We start from the raw sequence: 24,089 nt of genomic DNA, 5'->3' as shown, positions 1-24,089 counted from the left end.
CTCGGACGAAGCCAGATCGGAAGGACACATCACCATGACCACGACCCCCGGTAACTCCCTGGCGCTGGCACAGCAGTTCATCGCCGCCTTCGAGAACCGCAACCCAGACGCAGTTCTCGCGACTGTGCACCAGGATGCCACCCTCACCATTCGTCTTCACATCGACGGCTCCCCGGCCCCCTGGTACGAGTTCGTTGGCGCCGACCACATCCGCGGGTACATCACCTCTGTCGCCGCGAAGTTCGATTCGGTGTCATTCCTCGACCAGGTGTGGACCGTTGGCCACGACGGCACCGCAGTCTTCGTCGAGACGCGAGGAAACATCCTGTCGAGCGCAGAGAAGCTCGCCTACCGCAATGTGTACGTCTTCAAGTTCGAACTGGACGGCGAGAAGATCAGCACGGTGACCGAGTACGCCAACCCGGTCACATACGCCAATCTCGGCATCGAAGATTCCGACGCGGAAGCTGCAGCGCACTAGAGAACACGGGAGGGCCGGCGTTGAGCCGTCCCTCCCGTGCAGGACGACTTCCTCGCCGACGCCCAGCCAGGATCTCAGACGATCTGACCGACCGTTAGCTCCGCCGTAAACGATCGTTTTCGGCAGCATGGGCCCGGGTGACCGTCTCGCGAGCGACACACCGTCAGGCGAGCCGCCGGAACTCCCCGCCGAAACTGATCCGCCGAAACGTCGGCATCAGCGTTTTCGGCAGGACAGCGGCATCGCACTGGCGGCAGACGCGCAACAGCCGCCCGCCGCCCGATCTCAGAGTGCCGCGACCAGCACCTCGACGGCGCGGCGCACCCGCGCTGTCCGCACCTCGTCGGGGTCGAAGTCACCCATGAAGACGTTGCCGAGTGCGGCTGAGAGTGTTCCGTCGGCGACCAGCTCGCAGGTCGCCACACCGGCGTTCGGGTACTCCGCTGCCGCGAGCGCGGCCAGGGTGGTGCGCGTGCTGCCGTATGCCTCCGTGAGCACCTCGGCGATGGAGGGGTTCGTGCGGGAGAGCTCGACGAAACCGAGCACGACGGCGTTCTCGGCATCCGATCGGGTGAAGTCCTCGCCGAACAGGTAGTCGAGCGCCTCGGTGAACGACGTCAGGGTGGACGGGAGGATCGTCAGCCCGCCCTTCTCATCGGAGAAGACGTGCCGCGCGGTCTCCGCGAGCAGCTGATCGCGGTTCCCGACGAAGTGCCGCACATGTCCGCGCGACATCCCTGCCGTCTCGGCGATGCGGTCGAGTGAGGTTCCGGCGATGCCGTGCTGGGCCACGGTCTGCAAGGTGGCTTCGATGATCTGGTCGCGTCGTTCTGCGGCCACGGTCGGACGTGCCATCGTTCCCCCTTTTCCCTGCATCAGCAGGATACATAGATGTTACAAGTTTTTAGTCTAGTCAGACTTGACTATTAACTTCGACGGACTTACGTTGTGATTCATCGAGCACCGCGGTCTTCCCGGCGCAGAGGTTTCGAAGGAGAGCAATGACCCGCTACATCCGCATCCCCGCGGCACCCGAGAGCGACCTGGCGCGTCCCGCCCGCATCCGGATGCGCGACGGCGTGCTGCTCGCGGCGGACGTCTACCTCCCTCGGACGGCGGCGACCGCGCCGGCGACACCATCCTCATCCGCCTGCCGTACGACAAGAGCGGCACCTACACCTACATCCCGTTAATCGCCGAGTACCTGATGGCCCGCGGCTACCGCGTGGTCGCCCAGGACGTGCGGGGCAAGTTCCGCTCCGAGGGCGAGGCGCTGCTCTTCGTCAACGAGGTGCGGGACGGCGAGGACACGCTCGACTGGATCGTGCAGCAGCCGTGGTCGAACGGCCGGGTCGCGATGTGGGGCGACAGCTACTACGGCTACACCCAGTGGGCGGCAGCGGCCAGTGGCCACCCCGCGCTCAAGGCGATCGCGCCTCGCGTCACCGGCACCCGCCTCGGCGAGCCCGTGCATCGCGCACCCGGCGAGCGCGTCTCGGCCGTCGAGTGGGCGATCACCTACCTCTATCCGGTGAGCCATTTCCATGGCAACGACACCTACATGTGGGAGCCGGACTGGACTCGGCGCGACTTCGCCGCCCAGGTCGAAGACTTTCTCACCGAGGTCGGAGAGCGCTCGATCTCTTACGACCAGTGGTACCCGCGGCCTGTTCACCTGCCGCGCTTCCCGCTCGGCTCGCCCTTCGCCGGCCGTTCGGTTCCGGCGCTGCACACGATCGGCTGGTGGGACAACTGCTCGCCCCTGTCGTGGGCCGATGTCGACGACATCGCGAAGAGTCCGGCGTGGGCCGCTCACCATCACCTCCGCATCGAGTCGATCGACCACGAGGGCTACGAGCTGCTCAGCGACCCGGCCGACCGCGTGGCCGAGCGCACCGACGACCAGGTGCGTGCGCTTCTCCCCGCACTCTCGACCCCGCGCTCGAGTTCTTCGAGGTCTACCTGCGCGGCCACGGCGCCCCGTCCGACATCCCCGCAGTGCGCTGGAACCTCGCCGGTACGACAGAGGAGCGGACGGATGCGGCGTGGCCGCCCGCCGGCATCCGCACCGTCACGCTGCAGGCGACCGCAGAGGGAGGGCTGCGCACGGATGCTGCGGCGCAGCCGACCGAGCTGACGTGGACGCACGACCCCGATGACCTCGTGCCATCGAGCGCCGAGGACGCCTTCTCGTTCCTCCTCGAGATGCCGGACGACGCACCGATCGGCGCCCGCGACGACGTGCTCGTCTTCACGTCGTCTCCGGTCGCCGCCGATGTCGACCTCGCCGGCTCCGTGAGCGCCACCGCGACGGTCCGCTCCGACGGCCCCGTGCTCGACCTGTTCGTCCGACTGCTCGACGTCTCACCCGACGGCACAGCACTGCGCATCGCCCGCGGGCAGCGTCAGATCGCCGAGGCCACGACGCCCGCGACCATCGACATCGGCCTGGGGCAGATCGGATACCGGCTCCAGACCGGCCACTGCCTCCGCGTTCACGTGTCGAGCAGCGACTATCCCGAGTTCATCCCGCAGACCGGCACCGGCGCCGACCCGTGGGCCTGGGGGCCCACCGCGACCAATCAGCAGCACCTCACCGTCGGGGGCCCCGACGGGCTCACGATCCACCTCCCCGTCCTGGATGGAGAACTGTCATGACCACGAACACCCCTCAGCCCGAGCCGATCCTCGAGTACGCCTTCGAGATCCGGGTCGACGTCGACACCGACATCCACCTGGGCCGTGGACCGCACGAGGTGCTCGCCTTCACCCCCATCACCGGGGGCACGATCGATGGCCCCCTGCTGCAGGGCACGGTTATCGCCGGTGGAGGCGACTGGTCAGTCGAGCGCGACGGCACGTTCCAGCTCGAGGCACGCTACCTGCTGCGCGCAGCCGACGGTGCGGCGATCGACATCCTCAACCGCGGCTACTACCGCGAAGAGGCCGACGGCTCGTCGTACTTCCGCACCGCCCCGGTCTTCCAGACCGACGCACCCGAACACAGCTGGCTGAGCCGCAACCAGTTCATCGGCCTCGCCCGCGACGAGGACGAGCAGATCTGCATCCGCGTCTACGTCGTCAGATGACCCGCACCGCCCGCACCACCACCCCCGGCGGGGTCGACGACGCTCCCGCTGCACGCACCTGAGAGGACCCGACATGACCCGCACCACCCGACGCCGGTTCACCGTCGCCGCCGCCCTGGCGACTGCGACCGTTCTCGCCGCCACCGCCTGTGCACCGCGCGCCGGCACGACAGACTCGTCCACTGACGAGATCGACGCCTCGTCGCTGGTCACCGCGCTGCCCGCGGCGACCACGCCCGTCGACGAAGTGACGTGGGCGGTCGTCGAGGGCGAGCCTCAGACGCTCGACCCGTCGTCCTCTGCCAACATCATCATCCCGAACCTGTGCGACAGCCTGCTCACGGTCGAACCCGACTTCACCCTCGAAGCGGGCATCGCCGAGACGGCCGAGTGGGTCGATCCCGTGACCTTCGAGATCACGGTGCGCGATGGCGTCACCTTCTGGGACGGAACTCCGGTGACCGCCGCGGACGTCGCCTACAGCCTGGAGCGCAACCGCACCCCCGCGTCGCAGTGGTACGCGGCCTTCGCGCTGGTCTCGAGCATCGAGACGCCCGACGACGACACCGTCATCGTGCACTTCGCAGCCCCGGACACGACATTCCGCGATGCCCTCGGCGGCGGAGGCGGAGCCGTCATGAGCTCCGCCTTCGGCGCCACCGCCGGTCAGGATCTCGGAACCTCCGGCGGCGGCCTGATGTGCGCGGGCCCCTACCAGCTCGAGGAGTGGAAGCCGGGCTCAGAGATCTCGGTCACCGCGAACCCCGACTACTGGAACGGCGCTCCGCTGACCGAGCGCATCCGCTTCGTGTTCGTCACCGACGGCCCCACGCTCACCTCCGCCCTGACGGCTGGCGAGATCGACGGCGCCTTCACCGTGCCTCCCGGATCGCGGCAGAGCTTCGAGGCCGACGGCGGCGCCGGCCGCCTGATCGCGGGACCCTCCACGGCCTCGTACAGCTTCGGCCCCGCGTCGGCCGACAGCGCGGCCGCCGACCCGCGGGTGCGGCAGGCGCTGAGCCTCGCCATCGATCGCGACGTCTACATCGACACCGTCCTGCAGGGGCTCGGCGAGGTGCAGAAGACGATCGTGCCTCCGTTCGTGTGGAGCGGCATGGAGGCGAAGGACATCTACCAGGATGCCTACGACGCCCTCCCCGCACCCGAGGTCGACCTGGATGCGGCCAAGAAGCTGATCGCCGAGTCCGGCATCGACACCTCGGTGCCCCTTGTGCTCGCGGTGCCTGCCGGCGCGAAGGAGTTCTCGCAGACGGCATCCATCGTGCAGAGCGCGGCCAAGGACATCGGCCTCACCATCTCGATCGACGAACGCCAGCCCGCCGACTTCGGGGCACTGTTCTACACGCCCGAGCTGCGCGAGGGCATCGACTTCGTCGCGACGACCGGATACCTCGAGGTGCCCGGCGTGCTCGGCTACCCGCAGCTGTTCATGCTGCCGGCCGAGATCGGCGGCATCTTCAACTGGTCGGGCTATGCGAACGACGAGGTGACGGCCGACCTCCAGGCGGCGCGCACCGCGACGGATGCCACCACAGCGGCCGACGCGTTCGTGAGCGCACAGGAGATCTTCGCCGCCGACCAGCTGCAGGTCACCCTCGCCGGCGCCTACCAGCTCACCTACCTGTCCGACGACCTCACCGGCATCACCACCTCGGTCGCGATCTACAGCTCCCCTGGGCGCTGCACCTCGGCGGCGAGTGAGTCGTCCAGGACGACGGAACGGATCCCCTCATGATCAGGACGGTGCTCGGAAAGCTGGGCGGACTCGCGCTCACGCTCTTCCTCGCCAGCGTCATCATCTTCTCGGCGCTGCTGCTGACGCCCGGAGACCCGGTGTCGGCGCTGGCGGGCGGTGCTCGTCCGACCCCGGAGCTCATCGCGGCCATCCGCGCCGAGTACCGACTCGACGACCCGGTCTGGTTGCAGTACCTGCACTGGCTCGGCGGCGTCGTCACCGGCGACTTCGGCCGGTCGTTCGTCTACAAGACCGACGTCTCCGTGCTCGTGGGGGCCCGCTTCGAGGTGACCTTCCAACTGGTGCTGCTCACGACGGCCCTGATCGCGGTGTTCGGCCTCGGCTCCGGCATCCTCGCCGCGGTGAGCGGCCGCCGTACCGACATGATCGTCTCGGTCTCGACGTCGCTCGGCATGGCTCTGCCGACGTTCATCGTCGCGATCCTGTTGATCTGGATCTTCGCCACCTCGCTCGGCTGGTTCCCGACCTTCGGGGCGGGTGACGAAGGACTCGATCGGCTCTGGCACCTCGTTCTGCCGGCGGCGTCGCTCGCGCTGATGTTCATCGCGTACATCAGCCGGGTGACGCGCAGCGCTCTCGTGGCGCAGCTGCACTCCGAGCATGTCGAGACGGCCCGGGTCCGCGGCATCCCGTGGCCGCGGGTGTTCCGTCGTCACGTCTTCCACAACGCGGCGCCGCAGATCCTGGCGATCTCGGGCACGACGATCGCCGGGCTCTTCGCGGCCTCGGCCATCGCCGAGCAGGCCTTCGGCCTCGGCGGCATCGGCTCCCTCCTCACCGAGGCTGCGGCCCGCAAGGACCTCCCGGTCGTGCAGGTCGTCTCGCTGCTGCTCGTCACCCTGTTCGTGGTACTGAACGCCATCGCCGACCTGCTGGCGGCGGCGATCGACCCCGACAGCGCGGGAACCAGGAGGAACGCATGAGCGTCGGTCAGCTCGCCGCGGGGCGCATCCCCGTCGCCGCACGTCGTCTCGCCCGACGGGACCCGCTCGTGGTCGTGGCCGCCGTCGTGCTCGCGGTCATCGCCGTGATCGCCGTCGCCGGCCCCTGGCTCGCCCCCTACTCACCAGACCAGCTGTACGTCGGGCCCACGAACGGCGTGGTCTCCCTCGACCATCCGTTCGGCACCGATGACCTCGGCAGGGACATCCTGTCGCGGGTTCTCGCCGGCGCCTCGGCCAGTGTCGCGGCCCCGGTCATCGTCGTCGTGCTCTCCACCACGCTCGGCATGGCGCTGGCCGTCACCTCCGCCTGGTTCGGCGGATTCGTCCGCGGCACGATCGCGCGCATCATCGACGTGATCTTCGCCATCCCGGGCCTGGTACTCGCCGTCCTCGCCGTGGCCATGTTCGGCAAGGGACTCGTCGCCCCGGTCGTCGCACTGTCGATCGCGTACATCCCGGTCGTCGCGCGCCTCACCCAGACGGCGGCCTCGCGCGAACTGGGTCGCCCCTACGTCGCAGCGCTGCGGGTGCAGGGGGTGTCGAGCGCGGCGATCTGCTTCCGTCATCTGATCCCCGCACTCATCCCGGTCGTCGCGGCCCAGGCGACGGTCGGCTTCGGCTACGCGATGCTCGACCTCGCTGCGATCTCGTTCCTGGGTCTCGGCCAGCAGCCTCCCGCCGCCGACTGGGGATCCATGATCGCCGGAGGGCAGGCCGCCATTCTCGCCGGGGCGCCCGAGCAGTCGCTCTTCCCGGCGGCGCTGATCGTCGTCACCGTGCTCGCGGTCGGCATCATCGGCGCACGCACCACCACCTGGGCAGAGGAGAAGGAACGATGACGGCACCGGTGCTCGAACTGCAGGGCCTGGCGATCGGCATGCCGACTCCCGAGGGGCCCCGCATGCTGGTTCACGACTGCACGCTCGACGTCGACCTCGGCGAGTCCGTCGGCCTCGTCGGCGAGTCCGGCTCGGGGAAGACGCTGAGCGTGCGGGCGATCGCCGGCCTCCTGCCCGAGTCCTTCACGACGGCGGGAAGCATCCGCGTCGAAGGCCAGGACCTCGCGTCCCTCGACGACCGCGGGCGACGCGAGCTGCGGGCGCTGCGCATCGGCATGGCGTTCCAGACGCCCCGCGCGCACCTCAACCCGCTGCGGACGATCGGCGACTTCCTCACCGAGGCGCTGGTCACCGTGGCAGGCTTCACGGTCGACGCCGCCGAGCGTCGTGCGATAGAGCTGCTCGACGAGGTCGGAGTCCCCTCTCCCGCCCGTCGACTGCGTCAGCGACCGGCCGAGCTGTCGGGCGGCCTGCTGCAGCGGGTCATGATCGCATCCACTCTGGCGATGGATCCGCGCCTGCTGCTCGCCGACGAGATCACCACCGCCCTCGATGTGACCACACAGGAGGAGGTCATGGCGGTGATCGGCGACCTGCGTCGCCATCGCGACCTGTCGCTGCTGTTCATCACCCACGACCTCGCTCTCGCCGGTGCCGTGTGTGATCGGGTCGTGGTCATGAAAGAGGGGCGCACGATCGAGACGCTGCGGGCGGGGAGCATGAGAGAGGATGCCACGCAGGACTACACGCGCATCCTCATGTCGGCCTCGCTCGACGCCGTGCCGCTGACTGCGCCCGCGGAGCCGTCGAGTTCCGCCGACGCCGAGCCGCTCCTGCGAGTGGACGGTCTCACCAAGCGATTCCGCGTGCGAGCGGCCCGTGGGCGCGGGCACGAGGTGCTCACCGCCGTCGACGACGTCTCGTTCACCCTCGCTGCCGGAGGATCTCTGGGCATCGTCGGGGAATCCGGGTCGGGTAAATCCACCACGGCCCGCATCATCTGCGGCCTGGAGCGCACGGATGCCGGCACCGTGCACGTCGGCGGCTCCGATTGGAGCACACCCGCCGCCTCGGGCACCGAGCGCCGCATCCGCGCGAAGACCGCGCAGATGGTCTTCCAGGATCCGTATCAGTCGCTCGACCGACGCCAGACCGTGCGACAGTGCCTCACCGAAGCGATCCGCGTGCACCGCCGCGACGACGACCGCGCCGCGCTCTCCGCGCGAGTGGGCGCACTGATGGACTCCGTGCGCCTCGACCCCGCCCTGCTCGACGCGCGTCCGCGCTCGCTCTCCGGAGGCCAGCGGCAGCGTGTGGCGATCGCGAGGGCACTGGCCGCCGAGCCGCGCATCCTCGTGCTCGACGAGGCCGTGTCGGCGCTCGACGTCACCACCCGAGTCGAGATCCTGACGCTGCTCGAACGCATCCGCCTCGAGACCGGCGTCGCGCTGCTGATGATCACACACGACCTCACCGTCATCCGCCGACTGTGCGACGACGTGGTGGTGATGCGCGAGGGCCGCATCGAGGAGCGCGGCGCTACCGGCACCGTGCTCGACGACCCTCAGGCTGAGTACACCCGCCTGCTTCTCGACTCGATCCCGAGCGAGGGCTGGGCGCCGCAGCGGCGCATTCCGGTGCGCACCACTCCGATCCCGACGATCGGACTCGACCGACCGACCACGAGGAGACGGCGATGACCGACACCGAGCTGATGACCCCCGCATTCGAGTTCTGCTTCGAGCTGCAGGTCGATGTGACCCCGCCTCAGCGCATCGGTCGGGGTGAGGGCGGCCATCTGCACTTCACTCCGATCATCGGCGGCCGCGTCACCGGGCCTCGCGCTGAAGGGCGTGTCGTTCCGGGCGGAGGCGACTGGTGGGTCGACCATGGCGTCACCACCCAGCTCGATGCGCGGTATCTGATCGAGATCGACGGCCATCTCGTCGATGTGGTCAACCGCGGCTATTGGCGGGCGAATGAGGCGGCGATCGCGCAGTTCGAGTCGGGCGGACAGCCGTCCGAGCACGATCTCTACTACCGCACGGCGTTCGTGTTCCAGACGGATGCGGAGCCCCTGCGTTGGCTCGCCGAGTCGCAGTTCGTCGGCTACGCGCGACCGGGAGACGACCAGGTCGTCATCCGCGTCTTCCGAGTGGTGTGACGAGATGATCGACGAGCACGACCAGAGCGGCGCAGCCGCCACGACGAGAGGCACGACCATGACCCGCACCCTCACCGCCGATCTGTGCATCGTCGACGGCCACGTGTTCGACGGCCGGGTGGGCACCGCCGACACCGCCGTCGCCATCCGCGGCGAGCGCATCATCGCGATCGGCTCCGACGACGAGATCCGTGCCCTGGCTGGCTCAGACACCCGGGTGATCGAGGCGGCCGGCGGCGGCATCCTTCCGGGTTTCGTCGACGCGCACATCCACGCCGCGTTCGCTGGTGTCGAGCGGCTCAGCTGCGATCTCACCGGCGCGAGCACGGTCGACGAGACGCTGTCGCTGATCGCGGCAGCGGCCGAGGCGACGGATGCCGAGTGGATCACCGGCGGCGGCTGGAGCCACGAGCTGTTCCCTCACCCGACCAGGCAGCTGCTCGACGCGATCGTGCCCGACCGCCCTGTGGCGCTCAGCGACGCCGGGCACCACACCCTCTGGGTCAACTCGCGCGCGCTGCAGCTCGCTGGAGTCGACCGCGACACCCCGGCGCCGCCGAACGGTCACATCCACCATGACGACGAGGGCGAACCGACCGGATACCTCAACGAGACGGCGGCCGAGCTCGTCGGTCGAACGATCCCGGCGTCGACCGATGCCGATATATCGGCTGGCCTGCTCAACGCGCAGGACTTCCTCTGGACGCTCGGCATCACCGGCTGGCATGAGGCCATCCTCGGCGAGTACAACGGCAAGGCCGACTGCACTGCCGCGTATCTCGCGACCATCGCCGACGGCACTCTCCGCAGCCGCACGTCCGGCGCGCTCTGGGTTCCCCCGGCACCACCGCCGCGCAGGTGCCCGAGCTGGTCGAGCGCTTCGTCGCTGTGCGAACAGCGAACGCGGCCGCCGGATTCGACACATCGACCGCCAAGGCGATGGTCGACGGCGTTCCCCACGGCGAGACCGCGGCGCTGCTCGAGCCGTACTGCAGCCACGCCGGCAGCGGGGAACTGCACATCGACGCCGAGGCACTGGAGGCACTCGTCGTCTCGCTCGACGCCGCGGGGTTCGCGATGCACCTGCACATCATGGGCGACCGCGGCGTGCGTGTCGCCCTGGCCGCGGTCGAGGCTGCCCGACGCGCCAACGGCACCGGTCAGCGCCATCACTTCGCGCACCTGTCGATGGTCCACCCCGACGATGCCCGCCGCTTCGGCCCTCTCGGCATCACCGCGAACATCCAGGGCCTCTGGGCATCCGTCGACCCGGCCGTCGTGCCGATGATCGGCGACGCGCGGATGCGCGCGGGCTACCCGTTCCGGGCGATCGCCGACAGCGGTGCCGCGATCGCCATGGGGTCGGACTGGCCCGTATCGCCGGCCGACCCGTGGCTCGCGATCCACGTCGCCGTCAACCGCACTCTCCCCGGCCCCGACGGGCAGCCGCGCGAACCCCTCGACGCCACCCAGCGTCTCACCCTCACCGAGGCGCTCGCCGCGTACACCAGCGGATCCGCCGAGCTCGTGCTGGGCGGAGGGGATGCTGCGCATCGGCGGCCGTGCCGACATCGCGGTATCGACCGTCGATCCGTTCGCCATCCCGGCCGAGGCGCTGATCAGCGTGGGCACCGCCGTCACGATCGTGGGCGGAGCCGTCGTGCACACGCGCGAGTGAATCGAGTCGGCGACGCACCGTCCCGTGCGTCGCCGCCTCGGTTCACGTGATCGGCACGGGCACCGAGTCGATCAGTAACCGGGTGTACTCGTGCTGGGGGTCGCTCAGCAGACGCTCTGTCGCGCCCGCCTCCACGATCTCCCCGCGACGCATCACGATCGTCTCGGCGCAGACTCTTCGCACGACCGCCAGATCATGGCTGATGAAGAGCAGGGTCAGCCCCTGCTCCCGCCGGATCCGGGCGACGAGATCGAGCACCTGAGCCTGCACGGACACGTCGAGTGCGCTCGTCGCCTCATCCATCACCAGCAGCTCGGGTTCGACGGCGAGCGCCCTGGCGATCGCCACACGCTGACGCTGGCCGCCTGACAGCGTGCGCGGGCGGGCGGTGAGATGCTCTTCTCCCAGCCCCACGGCGGTGATCAGTTCGCGCACGCGCTCGGCCGCGTCGTTCCCCATGCGGCCGCCGTGGAGTCTCAGCACATCCTCTATCGCTCGCCCCACGGGAATTCGCGGATCGAGCGAGAGGTACGGGTCTTGGAAGACCATCTGCACCCTCTTGGCACGCTCGAGCCGCTCGGCGCGCGATCGCGGGATGCCCGCCATGGATCGGCCGCCGATCGTGATCGCTCCGGCATCCGGCTCCTCGAGTCCGACGATCATCCGCGCCAGAGTCGACTTGCCCGACCCGGATTCGCCCACGACGGCGAGCGCACCGCCGCGGGGAACGACCAGACCCGCATCGATCACGGCGGAGACCGGCTCCGCACCGCGCCGCCGATACGTCTTGCCCACCCCCGTCACGACGAGTTGCGCCTCGGCACCCGACACGGCCGTCGGCGGTGAGATCTCCCCCGAGATGCGGGGGGTCGCCGCGACCAGACGCCGGGTGTACTCGGCGGTCGGCGCCACCAGCACGTCCCGCGCCACACCCTCCTCGACGATCGCGCCGTCCTTCATGACGACGAGCCGATCGCAGAGCGACCCCGCGAGGTTGAGGTCGTGGGTGATGAACAGCATCCCCATCCCGCTCTGCTCGCAGAGGTCCCGCAGCACCTGGATGATCTCCGCCTGTGTCGTGACGTCGAGAGCGGTGGTCGGCTCATCGCAGACGAGCAGGCCGGGAGAGGTGCTCAGGGCCCCGGCGATCATGACCCGCTGCAGCATGCCGCCCGACAGCTCGTGCGGATGCTGCGACAGATGATCCGCCGGAGCGGGCAGCCTGACGGCGGAGAGGAGCTCGACGGCGCGGGTGCGAGCGGCCTCCTTCGCCCACCCCTCGCAGAGCCGCAGCCCTTCGGTGACGTGATCGCCGATCGTCCGCATCGGGTTGATGCCGGCGCGCGGATCCTGGAAGACCATCGCGGCCTCGTGCCGACGGATCTCCTGTCGCTCCGCCGCGCCCGCGAGCGGGGACCGTCCGTTCACAGCGACGGCTCCGCCGACGGTCGCACGATCGGGAAGAAGACCCAGCACCGCACGGGCCGTGAGCGACTTGCCCGAGCCGGACTCGCCGACGAGGCCGACGGTCTCGCCGGAGGCGATCCGCAGCGAGATGCCGTGCAGCAGTCTGGTGCCGTTCGGAAGATCGAGCGTCAGGTCGCGGATGTCGAGCAGAGCGTTCATGAGGGGTTCCCTCCGCCGATTCGGTCGGACAGTTCTTCGCCGATGATGTTCACGCACACGACGACGAGCACGACCGCTACGGCCGGGGCGATCGCCGGCAGGAACTGCCCTGCGGCGACTCCCGACTGCGCCTCGTTGATCATCGCGCCCCAGTCGGCGGTCGGCGCCTGCACGCCCAGCCCGAGGAACGACAGGCCGGCGAGCTCGGCGAGCACGTATCCGAAGTTGAGGGTCGACTGCGCGCCCACGATCGGCGTGACGTTCGGCAGCACTCGCCGCGAGGCGATCCAGCCTCCGCCGAACCCCTGCACCCGATAGGCCGAGACATACGGCCTCGAGCGCTCGGCCATGACCAGCGACCTCGTGAGCCGTGCCACGAACGGCGCGTACGCGATGCTCATGGCGATGACCGGGGCGACCAGCCCCTTGCCGAACAGCGCGACCGCCATGATCGCGATCAGCAGAGACGGGAAGGCGAACAGCACGTCGAAGATCCGGCTGAGTGCGGCATCGATCCACCCTCCGCGCCACCCGGCCCACAGCCCCAGCAGGATGCCGAGGACGGTGGAGAACAGCACGACGAGCAGCGGGCCGATGAGCGCCGTGCGACCGCCGTAGATGAGGCGGCTCAGCAGGTCCCGGCCGAGGGAGTCGGTGCCGAGCCAGTGAGCCGCGGACGGCGGCGCGAGGAACGACGTGAAGTCCACCGCATCCGGGTCGTAGGGTGCCACGAAGGGGGCGAAGATCGCCGCCAGCACGACCGCGCCGAGAACGACGACGCTGGCCAGGTAGAGGAATCGCGGGCGGCGCCCGCGAGGTGCGCGCAGCACCCGCATCGCGAGCGTCGGAGTCGAGGAGGTCATCGGGCACCAGCTCCTGCAGCGGATCGGGGTCGATCCAGGGTTCGAGGACGTCGACGATCGCGTTCATGACGACGAACGCGCAGACGACGAAGAGGACGATGGCCTGCACCACGGGGAAGTCGAGCCGATCGACGGACTGCACGAGAAGCGACCCGATCCCCGACAGCCCGAACGCCGCCTCGACGATCGAGCTGGCGACGATGAGCCCCGCCACGAGCACGCCGCTCACGGTCAGGATCGGACCGAGGGCGTTGCGCAGCACGTGCCGCCGCACGACGATCGATCGCCGCACGCCCCGACTCGTCGACACCTCGACGTGCTCACGGCTCAGCTGATCGACCATGGCCGACCTGGTGACCTTGCCGACCAGCACGATGAAGACGAGCGCCAGGGCGATCGACGGCAGGGTCAGGTGATAGACCATGTCGATGAAGCCCTGGCCCGACCCGAAGGAGGGGAACCAGCCGAGCTGCACGGAGAACACCGCGATGAGGACGATCGCCCCGACGAACGACGGGATCGCGCCGAGCACCGTGAGTCCGATCAGGACGAACCGATCCAGCGCCCTCCCGCGGTTCAGCGCCGCGACAGCACCGAGCACGACGCCGGCGACCAGCACGATCGTCCCCGCCATCGTGACGAGCATGAGGGTCACGGGAAGCCGGTCGCCGATCACCTCGGTGACGTCCTGCCGGTACTGCAGCGAGCGCCCGAGATCGCCGTGGAGCAGACCGAGAACCCAACGCAGGTACTGCTCCCACGGCGGCAGGTCCAGTCCGTACTGGGCGGTCACCTGCGCCACCGCCTCTGCACTGGGCTTGCGCCCGCGCAACAGGAAGCTCACCGGGTCGCCGGGCACGAGGAAGCGCGAGAAGAAGACGAGCAGCGATGCCAGGAACAGGGTCAGCAGCAGCCCACCGAGCTTCCCGGCGACCCGGCGCGCGGCTGTCATCGGGCGCCGATCGTGGCCGCCCACGGGTAGTACATGAAGGCGATCGACGGCTGGACTCCGGTGATCCTCTCGCCCAGATAGAGCGATATCGGCGCCTGATACAGCGGGAGCCACGGCAGCTCCGCATTCGCGATCCGCTGGGCCTCGGCTGTGAGCTCGCTGCGCGCGGCCGGGTCGTCGATCGTGACGGCCTCCTGCAGGATCGCGTCGAACTCCGGGTCGGACCACCCGCCGTAGTTGCTGAAGTCGCCTGTCCGAAGCACGGAGTACATCTCCAACGCATCCGGGCTCGAGAGATACCAGCTCGTGTAGAAGAGGTCGACGCCTTCGCGGGCGGTGGGGTCGGAGAACAGCGCGGTGTAGGCGTTCGGGGTGACGGTCTCGACGTTCACCGTCAGCCCGATCGACCGGGCAGCGGCGACGGTCGCCTGCGAGATGACGGCGAAGTCGTTGCTGATCGGGGCGGTGACGTAGGTCAGCTCCGCTCCCTCTGCCCCCGCGTCGGCGATGAGCTTCTTCGCCTCCTCGAGGTTCTGGTCGTACGAGGTGATGTCGTCGAAGGCCGCGGTGCGCGCGGCATCAGAGGCGTCCTGCCAGACCGACGGGGTGGTCATCACGTCGGTCGTCTCGCCGACGCCTCGGTACGCAGCCTGAAGGATGCCGTCACGGTCCATCGCGAGCAGCAGGGCCTTGCGCACGCGCACGTCGCCGAGGGGACCGTCGAGATCGCTGACCACGATGTTGCCCACCGCGGTGCTCATCCCGAAGAGCACGTCTCCCTTGCCCGCCGATCGGAGCGTGGAGACGGCCTCCATGGGAACCATCCACGATCCGTCGACGCTTCCGGACTTGAGTGCGTTGATGCGCGCGGTGGGGTCGGTCATGAAGACGAACTCGACCTCGCCGGACCGCGCCCGGAGTCCCTCATCCCAGTAGTCGTCGTAGCGGGTCATCGTGATCGACTCACCGGACTCCCACGAGGTCAGCTCGAAGGGACCGGTGCAGTTCACACCGCCCGTCGAGTTGCCGTAGTCGGCGCCCTTCTCGGCCAGGGTCGCGGCCGACTCGATCACGCCGGCGGACCCGCCCATGCCGAGATTGAACTGCGAGTCGGGCCCGGTCATCGTCACCGTCACCTCGCGCTCGCCGGTCTGCTCGATCGACTTCACGTTCTGGTAGACGGAGTACCAGAACGATCCGACGGCCGGGTCGAGGTGTCTGCTCATCGACGCGACCGCATCGGCCGCCGTGAGCGCAGTGCCGTCGTGGAAGGTGACGCCCTCTCGGATCGTGTACACCCAGGTGTCGGGCGTCGGATGCGCGAACGATTCCGCGAGGCCGGGGCTGAGGGAGTAGTCCGGGTTCAGCCGCAGCAGAGACTCGCAGGTGTTGGCGAGGATCGAGTTGTCGGCGTAGTCGAAGGCGTAGGCGTAGTCGAGCGAGTAGGGCTCGGCATAGGTCGCGAACGTGAACGAGTCGATGTCGCCGCTGGGCGCGGCCGTCGTCTCGGTCAGCTCCCAGTCGATCGGCTCGTCCGACCCGGAGCCGGTCGTGTCGGCCGGGCCGCAGCCGGCGAGCGCCGCGACGGCGAGGACGCCGACGAGCGCGGTCGCGCCTCCTCGGGCGAGGGAACGGGAGCGGAGCGTGCGGTTCATCGGGACTCCTTGCGGTCGGTGCCGGGCGAGGTGGAGGCGAGAGCGTCTGCCGTGTGGACGCGGCGCCCGTCTATCCAGGTGGACGTGACGCGCGCCCGGTGCAGTTCCGCCACCGGCAGTCGGAAGGGATTCGGTTCGATCACGACGAGATTGGCGAGGTATCCCTCGCGGATGCTGCCGGTATCGTCATCGCGTCGGTTCACGTACGCGGACCCCGAGGTGTACGCGGCGAATGCCGTCTCGAGGTCGAGTCGCTGATGCGCTCCCCGAGCGGCGGCCGCTCGGACCCGGGATACGAGCGGTTCACGGCGACATGGATGGCCGCGAGCGGATCTGCCGTGGAGACCGGCCAATCGCTGCCCGCCGCCAGTCGCGCACCCTGTCGCACGAGATCGCCGAACGGATACTGGCGGTCCACCTGTCCGTCCTGCAGGAACGGCAGCGTCAGGTCGTCGAGCTGGTCTTCGTGGGTCGCCCAGAGCGCCTGGATGTTGGCGATCGCACCGAGCGGCGCGAAGCGGGTGGTGTCGTCCTCCGAGACGACCTGGAGGTGCGCGAGGTGGTGGCGTCCGTCGGTGTCGCCGTTGGCGTCACGGGCGACCTGCAGAGCATCGAGGGCCTCGCGCACGGCGCGGTCGCCGAGCGCGTGCATGTGCACCTGCTGACCGGAGGCGTCGAGGGCCGTCACGTATTCGCGCAGCCGGTCCGGGTCGATGAAGCTCAGTCCGTGATTGCACGTGTCGTGTCCGGACTCGTCCCGATAGGGGGTGAGCATCGCCGCGGTCTGGTTCTCTGCGACGCCGTCGACCATGATCTTCGTGGTTCCGAGGTCGATCCGGCGATCGGGATGAGCGGCGGCGGCGCGCTCGCGGCGTTCGGTCATGCGGGCGACCTGGTCGACTCCGCCGTCTCGCAACCACCATTGCGCCCCCACGACGTGCACGAGCAATCGCCCCTCGGCCGCGGCCCGCTCATACGCGGCGAGCGGATCCGAGATCCCGCCGGAGTCCGCACCGACCATGGCGTCCTGCCACCCGGTGATGCCGAGGGCGATGAGCTCTTCCTGTGCACGCAGCAGTCCCTGGTAGGCGAGATCGGCAGAGGTCGCGGGGCGCACCGCGGCGAAGAGGTCGCCGGCGCCCTCGTGGAACGTACCGGCGGGAGAGCCGTCGATATCGCGAACGATCCGGCCGTCCGCCGGGTCCTCCGTCTCGGCCGTGATCCCCGCCCGCGCGATGGCCGCCGTGCTCGCCCACGTGCTGTGGTGATCCCGGCTCTGCAGCAGCACGGGCCGACCGCCTGTCGCGTCGTCGAGCAGTTCACGCCGCGGGTTGCCCCCGGCGAAGTGGTCCATGCTCCAGCCTCCGCCGAGGATCCATTCCTCCTCCGGGTGCGCCTGTGAGTACGCGCGGATGATCGCGACGGTGTCGTCCGCATCGGCCGCGTCCGAGAGATTGCACTGCAGCAGCTCGATTCCGCCGCCCACCGGGTGGATGTGCGCGTCCTGGAAGCCGGGGCTGAGCAGCGCCCCGCCGAGGTCGATGCGGCACGAGTCGGGGAAGGTGTCGAGGTCCGCCTCGGATTCCGGGACGACCGCCGCGATGCGACCGTCGCGTACGACGACGGCATGATCCGCGAGCGGAGAGCCGCTGCCGGTGAACACGAGACCTCCGTGGAAGACGAACTCGCTCGCCATAGTGGACCTTCCCTCATCGTCGATGCTGCTGGAACGCGACAAACGTATCCTCGGTCATCTATGGTGTCAACAGCGTTGTCAGAGGCGATGCGATTCCGTTGCCATCGGCTCGGGATCGCCGCATCGCATGGCACGATGGAGCAGAGAAGACCGGAGAGACGAATGGCGAACAAGGCATCCGCGCGCGTGCGGCTCGACAGGGCGACGATCATCGACGCCGGCATGGAGCTCGCCGAGACCGGAGCGGCATCCATCTCGGTGCGAGAGCTCGGCGCCCATCTCGGCGCCGACCCGACCGCCATCTACCGCCACTTCGCGAGCAAGGACGCCCTGATGGGCGCACTCCTCGACGAGCTCAACGGTCAGGCCGCAGCAAGCGTCGACCTTCCGGTCGACGACTGGGCGGGCCGCCTGCGCATGCTGAGCGAAGCGACCCTCGCCTCCTTCACCCGCTACCCGGCCATCGGCGCGGAGGCGACGAGCCTGACCACGCACGGCGCGGGCGAGCTCGCGGCGATCGAGCTGATGCTCGATGCCTTCCATCGTGCCGGGCTGCGAGGGCAGGAGCTGGTGCGGCACTACGCACTGCTCGCCTCGCACGTGCTCTCTGGCGCCGCGGGGATCGCTCGAGCGAGAGCGGACCGCAGCCACGACGGCGAGGACAGCCCCTGGATCGACTCGCCGCTGCTCGCCGATCCGCGACAGTTCCCCCTGATCGCCGAGAACAGCGCGCTGCTGTCGGATCTGCAGGACCGGGAGCTCTTCCTGCTGGGCGTCGACGTGATCATCGAGGCCGCACGCACGGCCGCCGCTCGCTGAGGAGCTAGGTCGATCCGCCTCTTGCGTCAAATATGGTTTTGTGACAAAACTATATCTGACGGCGGCTCGGATGAGCCGCGAACAGGAGCGATCAATGAAGATCATCATCATCGGGGCGGGGATCGGCGGACTCGCCACAGCGGTCAGCCTGCATGAGGCCGGGTTGCGCGACGTCGCCGTGTTCGAGCGGAGCACGGCGATCCGTGGGCTCGGCGTGGGCATCAACCTGCTGCCGCACGCACTGCGCGAGCTCACCGAACTCGGCATCGCCGACACCATCGCCGAGCTGGGGGTAGAACCGCAGACGCTGGCCTACTACAACCGCTTCGGGCAGCCGATCTGGAGCGAACCGCGCGGGCGCGAGGCCGGATACCGCTGGCCGCAGCTGTCGGTGCACCGCGGTCGTCTGCAACTCGCTCTGCGTGACCTCGCTGCAGCGCGACTCGCAGAGCCCATCCGCCTCGATCACCGCCTCATCGACGTCACCACGAACGATGACGGCACCGAGACCGCGCGCTTCGCCACCGCCGACGGCACGGTGGAGGAGACCGCCGACGTGATCATCGGCGCCGACGGCATCCACTCGGCACTGCGCGCTCTGCGCTACCCGAGTGAAGGAGCCCCGCCCTGGAGCGGCCTCACCCTGTGGCGCGGGGTCACGCGGATTCCGGCGTTCCTCGACGGCCGCACCATGATCATGGCGGGCGACGGCGAGCAGAAGTTCGTCGCGTATCCGCTCGCACCCGCAGACGCCGACGCCGAAGGACGGATGCTGGTGAACTTCATCGCCGAACGCCGCGTCGGCGGCATGGGAGACGCGGACTGGAACCGCCACGTCGAGCCCGGACCGATCGCCGAGCTCTTCCGCGACTGGCGCTTCGACTGGCTCGATGTGCCGGCCGCGATAGCCGCCGCCGACGAGATCCTCGAGTACCCCATGGTCGACCGAGACGCACTGCCGCAGTGGACGTTCGGTCGCACCACGCTGCTGGGTGATGCCGCGCACGCGATGTACCCGAACGGATCGAACGGCGGATCCCAGGCGATCCTCGATGCGCGCACGCTGGCCTTCCACCTCGCGACAGCCCCGAGCATCGACGAGGGTCTCGCCGCATACGAGCAGGACCGCCGCCCCGCGATGACCGCTCTGCTCGCCGGCACTCGCGCCACGGGGCCGGAGCGCGTGATGCAGCTCGCTCGCGAGCGCGCGCCGCAGGGCTTCGCCGACATCGACGACGTGATCCCCTCTGACGAGCGCGAGCGGATCGCCGCCGACTACAAGAAGGCGGCCGGTTTCCTTCCCGAGATCCTCAACGAGCGCCCCTCGCTCACCCCGGCGTCGGCGGTGAGTCGATGAGCGGTTTCGATGCGGCTCGACTCGCCGGCGTCATCTCCCCGCTGCGGCGCGCGCTCCTCGCCGCGACGCGGGCGGAGGCTGGGCTTCCCGAGCTGTCGGATGCCCAGATCGACGTGATCCGGGCCCTGCCACGCGGCACCTCGACGGGTCCGGCGGAGATCGCCGCGCGGCTGCGACTCAGCCGATCGACCGTGAGCAATCTCCTCGGGGCGATGGAGGGCGAGGGCCTCATCGAACGACGCCCGGCGCCCTCCGACGGCCGTCGGGTCATGGTGCAGGCATCGGCGAAGGCGCTCGACCTGTTCGACCGGTTCGACGCCGCGAACTCCGCTCTCGTCGCACAGGCGACGAGTCGGCTCGACGACGAAGAGCGAACCGCGCTCGCGGCCGCGGTTCCCGTGCTGGAGAGACTCTGCGACCTGCTCGCCGCCGACCATGAGGAGACCCGATGACCTCGCACGATGAACTCCCCCGGCCCGACCTCGAGTTCGCCTTCGACGTCACCGTCGACCTCGGCCCGCTCGAAGATCACCACGCCACCAGCGTCGGCCATCGCCGTGTCGTGCCGATCCTCGGCGGGCGCATCACGGGCGCCGTCGAGGCCGAGATCCTGCCCGGCGGAGCGGACTGGCAGATCGTGCGACCCGACGGGACGATCGAGATCGACGGCCGCTACTCGGCACGGACCGACGGAGGCGACCTGCTGCTGTTGCACGCGACGGGACTCCGCACAGGCACTCCCGACGTGCTCGAGCAGCTGCGACGCGGTGAGGACGTCGACCCGGGCGCGTACTACTTCCGCACGACCGTGCAGATCGAGACGGCCGCGCCGGCACTCGCCCACCTGCAGCGAACCCTGTTCCTCTCGGCCGCTCAGAGGCAGGCGGATGCCGTGCGCTACCGCGCCTACCGGGTGAACTGAGCCCCGCAGCCGGGCACGGGCCCGGCTCGGGCCCGTCGAGGCGTGTCAGACCAGCGCACGCACCGACGCGTACGCATCGGCGACGTCGCGGGTGGGCAGGTCGTACACCCGCACGATCCCGGCATCCCCCTGGTGCTCCGGCCAGCCGGGATCACCCGTGGTGAGGAACGCGACGGCGGCACCGTGCAGCTCGTCGGCGAGTTCCTGCGGCGGATTCGGTCCGGCGAGCGCCTCCATCGAGGGGCCGTCGAGGCAGTCGAAGAAGAACGGCACATCGAGGCAGTGCTCCGCGAAGCCGAAATGCCCTGACGGCCACGAGAACCGGTAGAGCCAGGTGGGCGCGTCGCCCCGGGCGGCTGCGATGCGGGGAACTCCGCTGCGGAACATCCGATCGGTGAGGACGCGACCGGCGAGGCGGGCCTTGCCGAGACGGGCGACGTCGGCGTTCGCGGCGAGATAGTCCGCGCGGATCGTCTTGCGCAGGCCCAGCCGGGTCAAGAGGACGCCCTGCGGCACCCAGCGCAGCGCCCTCGCGGCGCTGCCCGTGAACGCCATGGTGAACTCGTCGTCGGCTGCGCCGATCACGAGCGGCTTGTCGGCACCGACGCCGGCACGCAGAGAGTCAGGGGTCGGACGTACGAGAAGGTCGCCGTCGATCGCGGGACCGAGCGGAAGCCCCTCATCGATCATGCTGGTCATCGACGACGGACCGAGCTGGGTGGCCTTCTTCTGCAGGGCGAGCAGACGCTCCTCCGCGACCGATGAGAATCCGGCCACGGTGGGGTCGACGCTCGCCGCCGCAGCGAGCGCCCGCCCGAATGCCTCGGCTCGCGGTGCCGCGACATCGCCGAGCGCTCCCGAGATCGCATAGACGCCGTGGAACAGGTGCTGCGCCTTCTCCATGCCGAGCAGGGTCAGCACGGCGCCGCCGCCCGCGGACTGTCCGGCGATCGTCACCCGCTCGGGGTCTCCGCCGAATGCGGCGATGTTCTGTTGCACCCATTCGAGAGCGAGCAGCCAGTCGCGCACGCCACGGTTCGACGGGGCGTCCTCGATCCAGCCGAATCCGTCGAAGCCGAGCCGATACGAGATCGACACGGTGACGACGCCGTCGCGGTTGAAGTTCCGGCCGTCGTACCAGGGGCTCGCCGGAGAGCCCGCGAAGTATCCGCCGCCGTGGATCCACACCAGCACGGGAAGACCCGCCGTCGTGGGGTCGGGCGTGAAGACATTGACGTTCAGAGTCGAGTCGCCCTCGACACTCGGCTCGGGGATCAGTGTCACCCCGGGATCGCCGCGCTGGGCGGTCGCAGCGAACTCGAGGGCGTCGAGCATGCCGTCCCAGGGCGCCTTCGGCACCGGCGCCTGGAACCGCAGGTCACCGACCGGCGCCTCCGCGAACGGGATGCCGAGGAAGGCCGCCGACCGCGGTGCGCCCCTGCCTCCGGTGGTCGGGCGCCAGCGCCCGCGAACCCGCCCCGCGGCGGTCTGCACCTCGACGTACTCGGTCATGACTCTCACACTCTCACGCCGAGACTCTCTCCCGCCGAACGGCAGCCCGGGATGTGTCCCGTCGGTCGATCCTCGTCCCGCATGTTCCCGCCACGGACCGCGCCCGTCGCCTAGTGTCGACGTCATGGTCTACCCCCGCGCCTACTTCTCCGCGATCACGAACGAGGCCGAGTTTCTCGCCGACTACGACCCCTCGCTCGCACGGTGGGCAGACGAGGACGGATCGACCCTGCTGATGCGAGCCCTCCGCAACGCCGATCCCGCCAGCCGGGTCGCGATCGCCACGCGACTGCTCGACGACGGCGCTGATGCCGCCGCAGCGACCGAGAGCCACGTGAACGCTCTGCACGTGTTGCTGAGCGCGACAGCACACGATTTCACCGCCGAAGCGCCTCTGCTCGCCCGCCTGATCGATGAAGGTGCGGACATCAATGCCGACAGCGGCAGTCGGTGGGGCACGCCGCTGCAGACGCTCAGTCGCACGCTCAAGTTCTCCGACGAGACTCTCGCTCCGTTCTACGACGTCCTGTTCGCCCGCCCCGGTCTCGATGTGACCACCCCGAGCAGCGTGGGACGCAGCGTCACCGAGAGCGCACAAGCCGCCATCAGACGCCGGGCCGACCTGCTCGCGCGTTGCCACGCGCACACGAGAACCCACGCACCACGCTGACGCCTGTGGCGGCAGGCGAGCATCCTTGCTGAGAGTGCTCCGCGTGCGGGGCTACTCCCCGACGCGGGTCACCACGGCATCGGGCATCCGCTCGGTCATGACGCGCACGGCCTCGGGGTTGTCATCGACGAGCACCGCGTCGCGCCCGAGAGCCGAGGCGACGGCCCCGGTGGTGCCGCTGCCGGCGAAGAGGTCGAGCACACGGTCGCCCGGACGGCTGGACGCCCGCACGATGCGCCGCAGGATGCCCTCGGGTTTCTGCGTCGGATATCCGGTCTTCTCGCGGCCGGTCGTCGGCACGATCGTGTGCCACCACACGTCGGTGGGCAGCTTGCCTCGGGCGGCCTTCTCTGCCGTGACGAGGCCGGGAGCCATGTACGGCTCGCGATCGATGTCGTCGGAGTTGAACACGTACTCGCGGGGGTTCTTCACGTAGACGAGGATCGTGTCGTGCTTGGTGGGCCAGCGACGGCGGGACTTCGCACCGTAGTCATAGGCCCAGATGAGCTCGTTCAGGAAGCAGTCGCGGCCGAAGACCGCATCGAGCATCACCTTCGCGTAGTGCGCCTCGCGGTAGTCGAGGTGCAGATAGAGGGTGCCGTCGTCGGCCAGCAGTCGCCACGCCTCCTCGAGTCGCGGCATCAGGAAGGCGCCGTAGTCGTCGAAGCGGTCGTCGTAGGTGCGGAGCATCCCGCGCACCCGCTCATAGGCGTGGCCGTGGAACCCGTGCCGCACCTCGGCCGGCGGCGCCGCCGGTTCAGAACTCAGCACGATCGGCGTGACCGCCGCATCCGACCCGCGGGATTCCGGGAGTCCGACTCCGGACGCACCCGGTTCTTGCTGAGTCGTGAACGTGCGACGGGCGGTGACCACCTGTCGCTCCTGCGTCCGGCCCGTGTTGAACGGCGGGTCGAGGTAGACGAGCGTGAACGACGCCGACGGCAGGGTCGCCGCGACGGCGAGGTTGTCGCCCTGGATGATCGAGACGTCACCGCGGACGACGGGAGCGGGATCCACCGCCCCGGGATCAGACGAGGGGTCAGGC

22 protein-coding genes and 4 pseudogenes are annotated in these 24,089 nt (G+C 69.4%); 17 read left to right on the top strand and 9 right to left on the bottom strand.

Going from position 1 to position 24,089, the window contains the following annotated elements; translation table 11 throughout:
- Positions 1-34: 34 nt before the first annotated feature.
- Positions 35-481 (top strand): nuclear transport factor 2 family protein, encoded by a 447-nt coding sequence (locus tag ACZZ93_RS13805; RefSeq protein ID WP_463511322.1) that lies wholly within the window; start codon positions 35-37, stop codon positions 479-481.
- A 285-nt stretch (positions 482-766) separates the two neighbouring features.
- Here ACZZ93_RS13805 and ACZZ93_RS13800 read toward each other — a convergent pair whose 3' ends face one another.
- Positions 767-1,336 (bottom strand): TetR/AcrR family transcriptional regulator, encoded by a 570-nt coding sequence (locus ACZZ93_RS13800; RefSeq protein ID WP_463511321.1) that lies wholly within the window; start codon positions 1,334-1,336, stop codon positions 767-769.
- 146 nt (positions 1,337-1,482) lie between these two features.
- Here ACZZ93_RS13800 and ACZZ93_RS13795 point away from each other — a divergent pair, with 146 nt between their 5' ends.
- From ACZZ93_RS13795 to ACZZ93_RS13745, 11 genes and pseudogenes are all read left to right on the top strand, one after another.
- Positions 1,483-1,674: a hypothetical protein gene (locus ACZZ93_RS13795; protein WP_463511320.1), complete on the top strand. Its 192-nt coding sequence runs from the start codon at positions 1,483-1,485 to the stop codon at positions 1,672-1,674.
- A pseudogene (locus ACZZ93_RS13790) lies at positions 1,620-2,177 on the top strand (CocE/NonD family hydrolase); the annotation flags it as partial. The gene ACZZ93_RS13795 and the pseudogene ACZZ93_RS13790, both read left to right, overlap by 55 nt.
- A complete protein-coding gene (locus tag ACZZ93_RS13785) occupies positions 2,135-3,139 on the top strand; it encodes a CocE/NonD family hydrolase (RefSeq protein ID WP_463511319.1) in 1,005 nt (334 codons plus the stop codon). The pseudogene ACZZ93_RS13790 and the gene ACZZ93_RS13785, both read left to right, overlap by 43 nt.
- Positions 3,136-3,570, top strand: a complete 435-nt coding sequence (locus ACZZ93_RS13780; RefSeq protein WP_056279234.1) for a DUF3237 domain-containing protein — start codon at positions 3,136-3,138, stop codon at positions 3,568-3,570. The genes ACZZ93_RS13785 and ACZZ93_RS13780 overlap by 4 nt, the downstream gene beginning before the upstream one ends.
- A gap of 73 nt (positions 3,571-3,643) precedes the next feature.
- A complete protein-coding gene (locus ACZZ93_RS13775; protein ID WP_463511318.1) occupies positions 3,644-5,326 on the top strand; it encodes an ABC transporter substrate-binding protein in 1,683 nt (560 codons plus the stop codon).
- The gene (locus ACZZ93_RS13770) at positions 5,323-6,270 is read left to right on the top strand and encodes an ABC transporter permease (protein ID WP_295100879.1); all 948 of its coding nucleotides are present in this window, start codon (positions 5,323-5,325) and stop codon (positions 6,268-6,270) included. The genes ACZZ93_RS13775 and ACZZ93_RS13770 overlap by 4 nt, the downstream gene beginning before the upstream one ends.
- Complete coding sequence (locus ACZZ93_RS13765; RefSeq protein ID WP_463511317.1) at positions 6,267-7,130, top strand: ABC transporter permease; 864 nt, start codon at positions 6,267-6,269, stop codon at positions 7,128-7,130. The genes ACZZ93_RS13770 and ACZZ93_RS13765 overlap by 4 nt, the downstream gene beginning before the upstream one ends.
- Positions 7,127-8,830, top strand: a complete 1,704-nt coding sequence (nikE, locus tag ACZZ93_RS13760; protein ID WP_463511316.1) for a nickel ABC transporter ATP-binding protein NikE — start codon at positions 7,127-7,129, stop codon at positions 8,828-8,830. The genes ACZZ93_RS13765 and nikE overlap by 4 nt, the downstream gene beginning before the upstream one ends.
- Positions 8,827-9,294 (top strand): DUF3237 domain-containing protein, encoded by a 468-nt coding sequence (locus ACZZ93_RS13755; protein ID WP_056279221.1) that lies wholly within the window; start codon positions 8,827-8,829, stop codon positions 9,292-9,294. The genes nikE and ACZZ93_RS13755 overlap by 4 nt, the downstream gene beginning before the upstream one ends.
- A pseudogene (locus tag ACZZ93_RS13750) lies at positions 9,197-10,761 on the top strand (amidohydrolase); the annotation flags it as partial. The gene ACZZ93_RS13755 and the pseudogene ACZZ93_RS13750, both read left to right, overlap by 98 nt.
- A 76-nt stretch (positions 10,762-10,837) precedes the next feature.
- Complete coding sequence (locus tag ACZZ93_RS13745) at positions 10,838-10,972, top strand: hypothetical protein (protein WP_463511784.1); 135 nt, start codon at positions 10,838-10,840, stop codon at positions 10,970-10,972.
- A 42-nt stretch (positions 10,973-11,014) separates the two neighbouring features.
- On the opposite strand, the gene ACZZ93_RS13740 is transcribed toward ACZZ93_RS13745, so the two are convergent.
- The 6 genes and pseudogenes from ACZZ93_RS13740 to ACZZ93_RS13715 all read right to left on the bottom strand — a co-directional run.
- Positions 11,015-12,598 carry an ABC transporter ATP-binding protein gene (locus ACZZ93_RS13740; RefSeq protein ID WP_463511751.1) on the bottom strand — a complete coding sequence of 528 codons (1,584 nt, stop codon included), beginning with the start codon at positions 12,596-12,598 and terminating at the stop codon, positions 11,015-11,017.
- The gene (locus ACZZ93_RS13735; RefSeq protein ID WP_187250739.1) at positions 12,595-13,461 is read right to left on the bottom strand and encodes an ABC transporter permease; all 867 of its coding nucleotides are present in this window, start codon (positions 13,459-13,461) and stop codon (positions 12,595-12,597) included. The genes ACZZ93_RS13740 and ACZZ93_RS13735 overlap by 4 nt, the downstream gene beginning before the upstream one ends.
- Positions 13,462-13,546: 85 nt before the next feature.
- Positions 13,547-14,413, bottom strand: a pseudogene (locus tag ACZZ93_RS13730) (ABC transporter permease); the annotation flags it as partial.
- Complete coding sequence (locus tag ACZZ93_RS13725) at positions 14,410-16,068, bottom strand: ABC transporter substrate-binding protein (RefSeq protein ID WP_463511315.1); 1,659 nt, start codon at positions 16,066-16,068, stop codon at positions 14,410-14,412. The gene ACZZ93_RS13725 and the pseudogene ACZZ93_RS13730, both read right to left, overlap by 4 nt.
- Positions 16,065-16,421: an amidohydrolase family protein gene (locus ACZZ93_RS13720; RefSeq protein WP_463511314.1), complete on the bottom strand. Its 357-nt coding sequence runs from the start codon at positions 16,419-16,421 to the stop codon at positions 16,065-16,067. The genes ACZZ93_RS13725 and ACZZ93_RS13720 overlap by 4 nt, the downstream gene beginning before the upstream one ends.
- Positions 16,412-17,764 (bottom strand): annotated as a pseudogene (locus tag ACZZ93_RS13715) (amidohydrolase); the annotation flags it as partial. The gene ACZZ93_RS13720 and the pseudogene ACZZ93_RS13715, both read right to left, overlap by 10 nt.
- A 162-nt stretch (positions 17,765-17,926) precedes the next feature.
- Between ACZZ93_RS13715 and ACZZ93_RS13710 the strand changes: the two are divergent.
- The 4 genes from ACZZ93_RS13710 (at position 17,927) to ACZZ93_RS13695 (ending at position 20,862) form a co-directional block, all read left to right on the top strand.
- Positions 17,927-18,583 (top strand): TetR/AcrR family transcriptional regulator, encoded by a 657-nt coding sequence (locus ACZZ93_RS13710; RefSeq protein WP_072591912.1) that lies wholly within the window; start codon positions 17,927-17,929, stop codon positions 18,581-18,583.
- A gap of 94 nt (positions 18,584-18,677) precedes the next feature.
- Positions 18,678-19,940, top strand: coding sequence for a flavin-dependent oxidoreductase (locus tag ACZZ93_RS13705; RefSeq protein ID WP_463511313.1), 1,263 nt, complete (start codon positions 18,678-18,680; stop codon positions 19,938-19,940).
- Entirely contained in the window at positions 19,937-20,392 is a 456-nt protein-coding gene (locus ACZZ93_RS13700; RefSeq protein WP_463511312.1) for a MarR family winged helix-turn-helix transcriptional regulator, read from the top strand. The genes ACZZ93_RS13705 and ACZZ93_RS13700 overlap by 4 nt, the downstream gene beginning before the upstream one ends.
- The gene (locus ACZZ93_RS13695; RefSeq protein ID WP_463511311.1) at positions 20,389-20,862 is read left to right on the top strand and encodes a DUF3237 domain-containing protein; all 474 of its coding nucleotides are present in this window, start codon (positions 20,389-20,391) and stop codon (positions 20,860-20,862) included. Before ACZZ93_RS13700 ends, ACZZ93_RS13695 begins: the two co-directional genes overlap by 4 nt.
- A gap of 45 nt (positions 20,863-20,907) precedes the next feature.
- On the opposite strand, the gene ACZZ93_RS13690 is transcribed toward ACZZ93_RS13695, so the two are convergent.
- On the bottom strand, positions 20,908-22,374 hold the full coding sequence (locus ACZZ93_RS13690) for a carboxylesterase/lipase family protein (RefSeq protein WP_463511310.1): 1,467 nt from the start codon (positions 22,372-22,374) through the stop codon (positions 20,908-20,910).
- Positions 22,375-22,498: 124 nt separating this feature from the next.
- Between ACZZ93_RS13690 and ACZZ93_RS13685 the strand changes: the two genes are divergently transcribed.
- Positions 22,499-23,044, top strand: a complete 546-nt coding sequence (locus tag ACZZ93_RS13685; protein WP_463511309.1) for a hypothetical protein — start codon at positions 22,499-22,501, stop codon at positions 23,042-23,044.
- Between the two features lie 51 nt (positions 23,045-23,095).
- On the opposite strand, the gene ACZZ93_RS13680 is transcribed toward ACZZ93_RS13685, so the two are convergent.
- Complete coding sequence (locus ACZZ93_RS13680; RefSeq protein ID WP_232224481.1) at positions 23,096-24,061, bottom strand: DNA-methyltransferase; 966 nt, start codon at positions 24,059-24,061, stop codon at positions 23,096-23,098.
- Between the last annotated feature and the right edge of the window lie 28 nt (positions 24,062-24,089).

It is taken from the genome of Microbacterium sp. AC026, from assembly GCF_979258475.1.
Note: the sequence above shows the minus strand (reverse complement) of the source record. Positions and strands in the feature narration are given on the sequence as shown.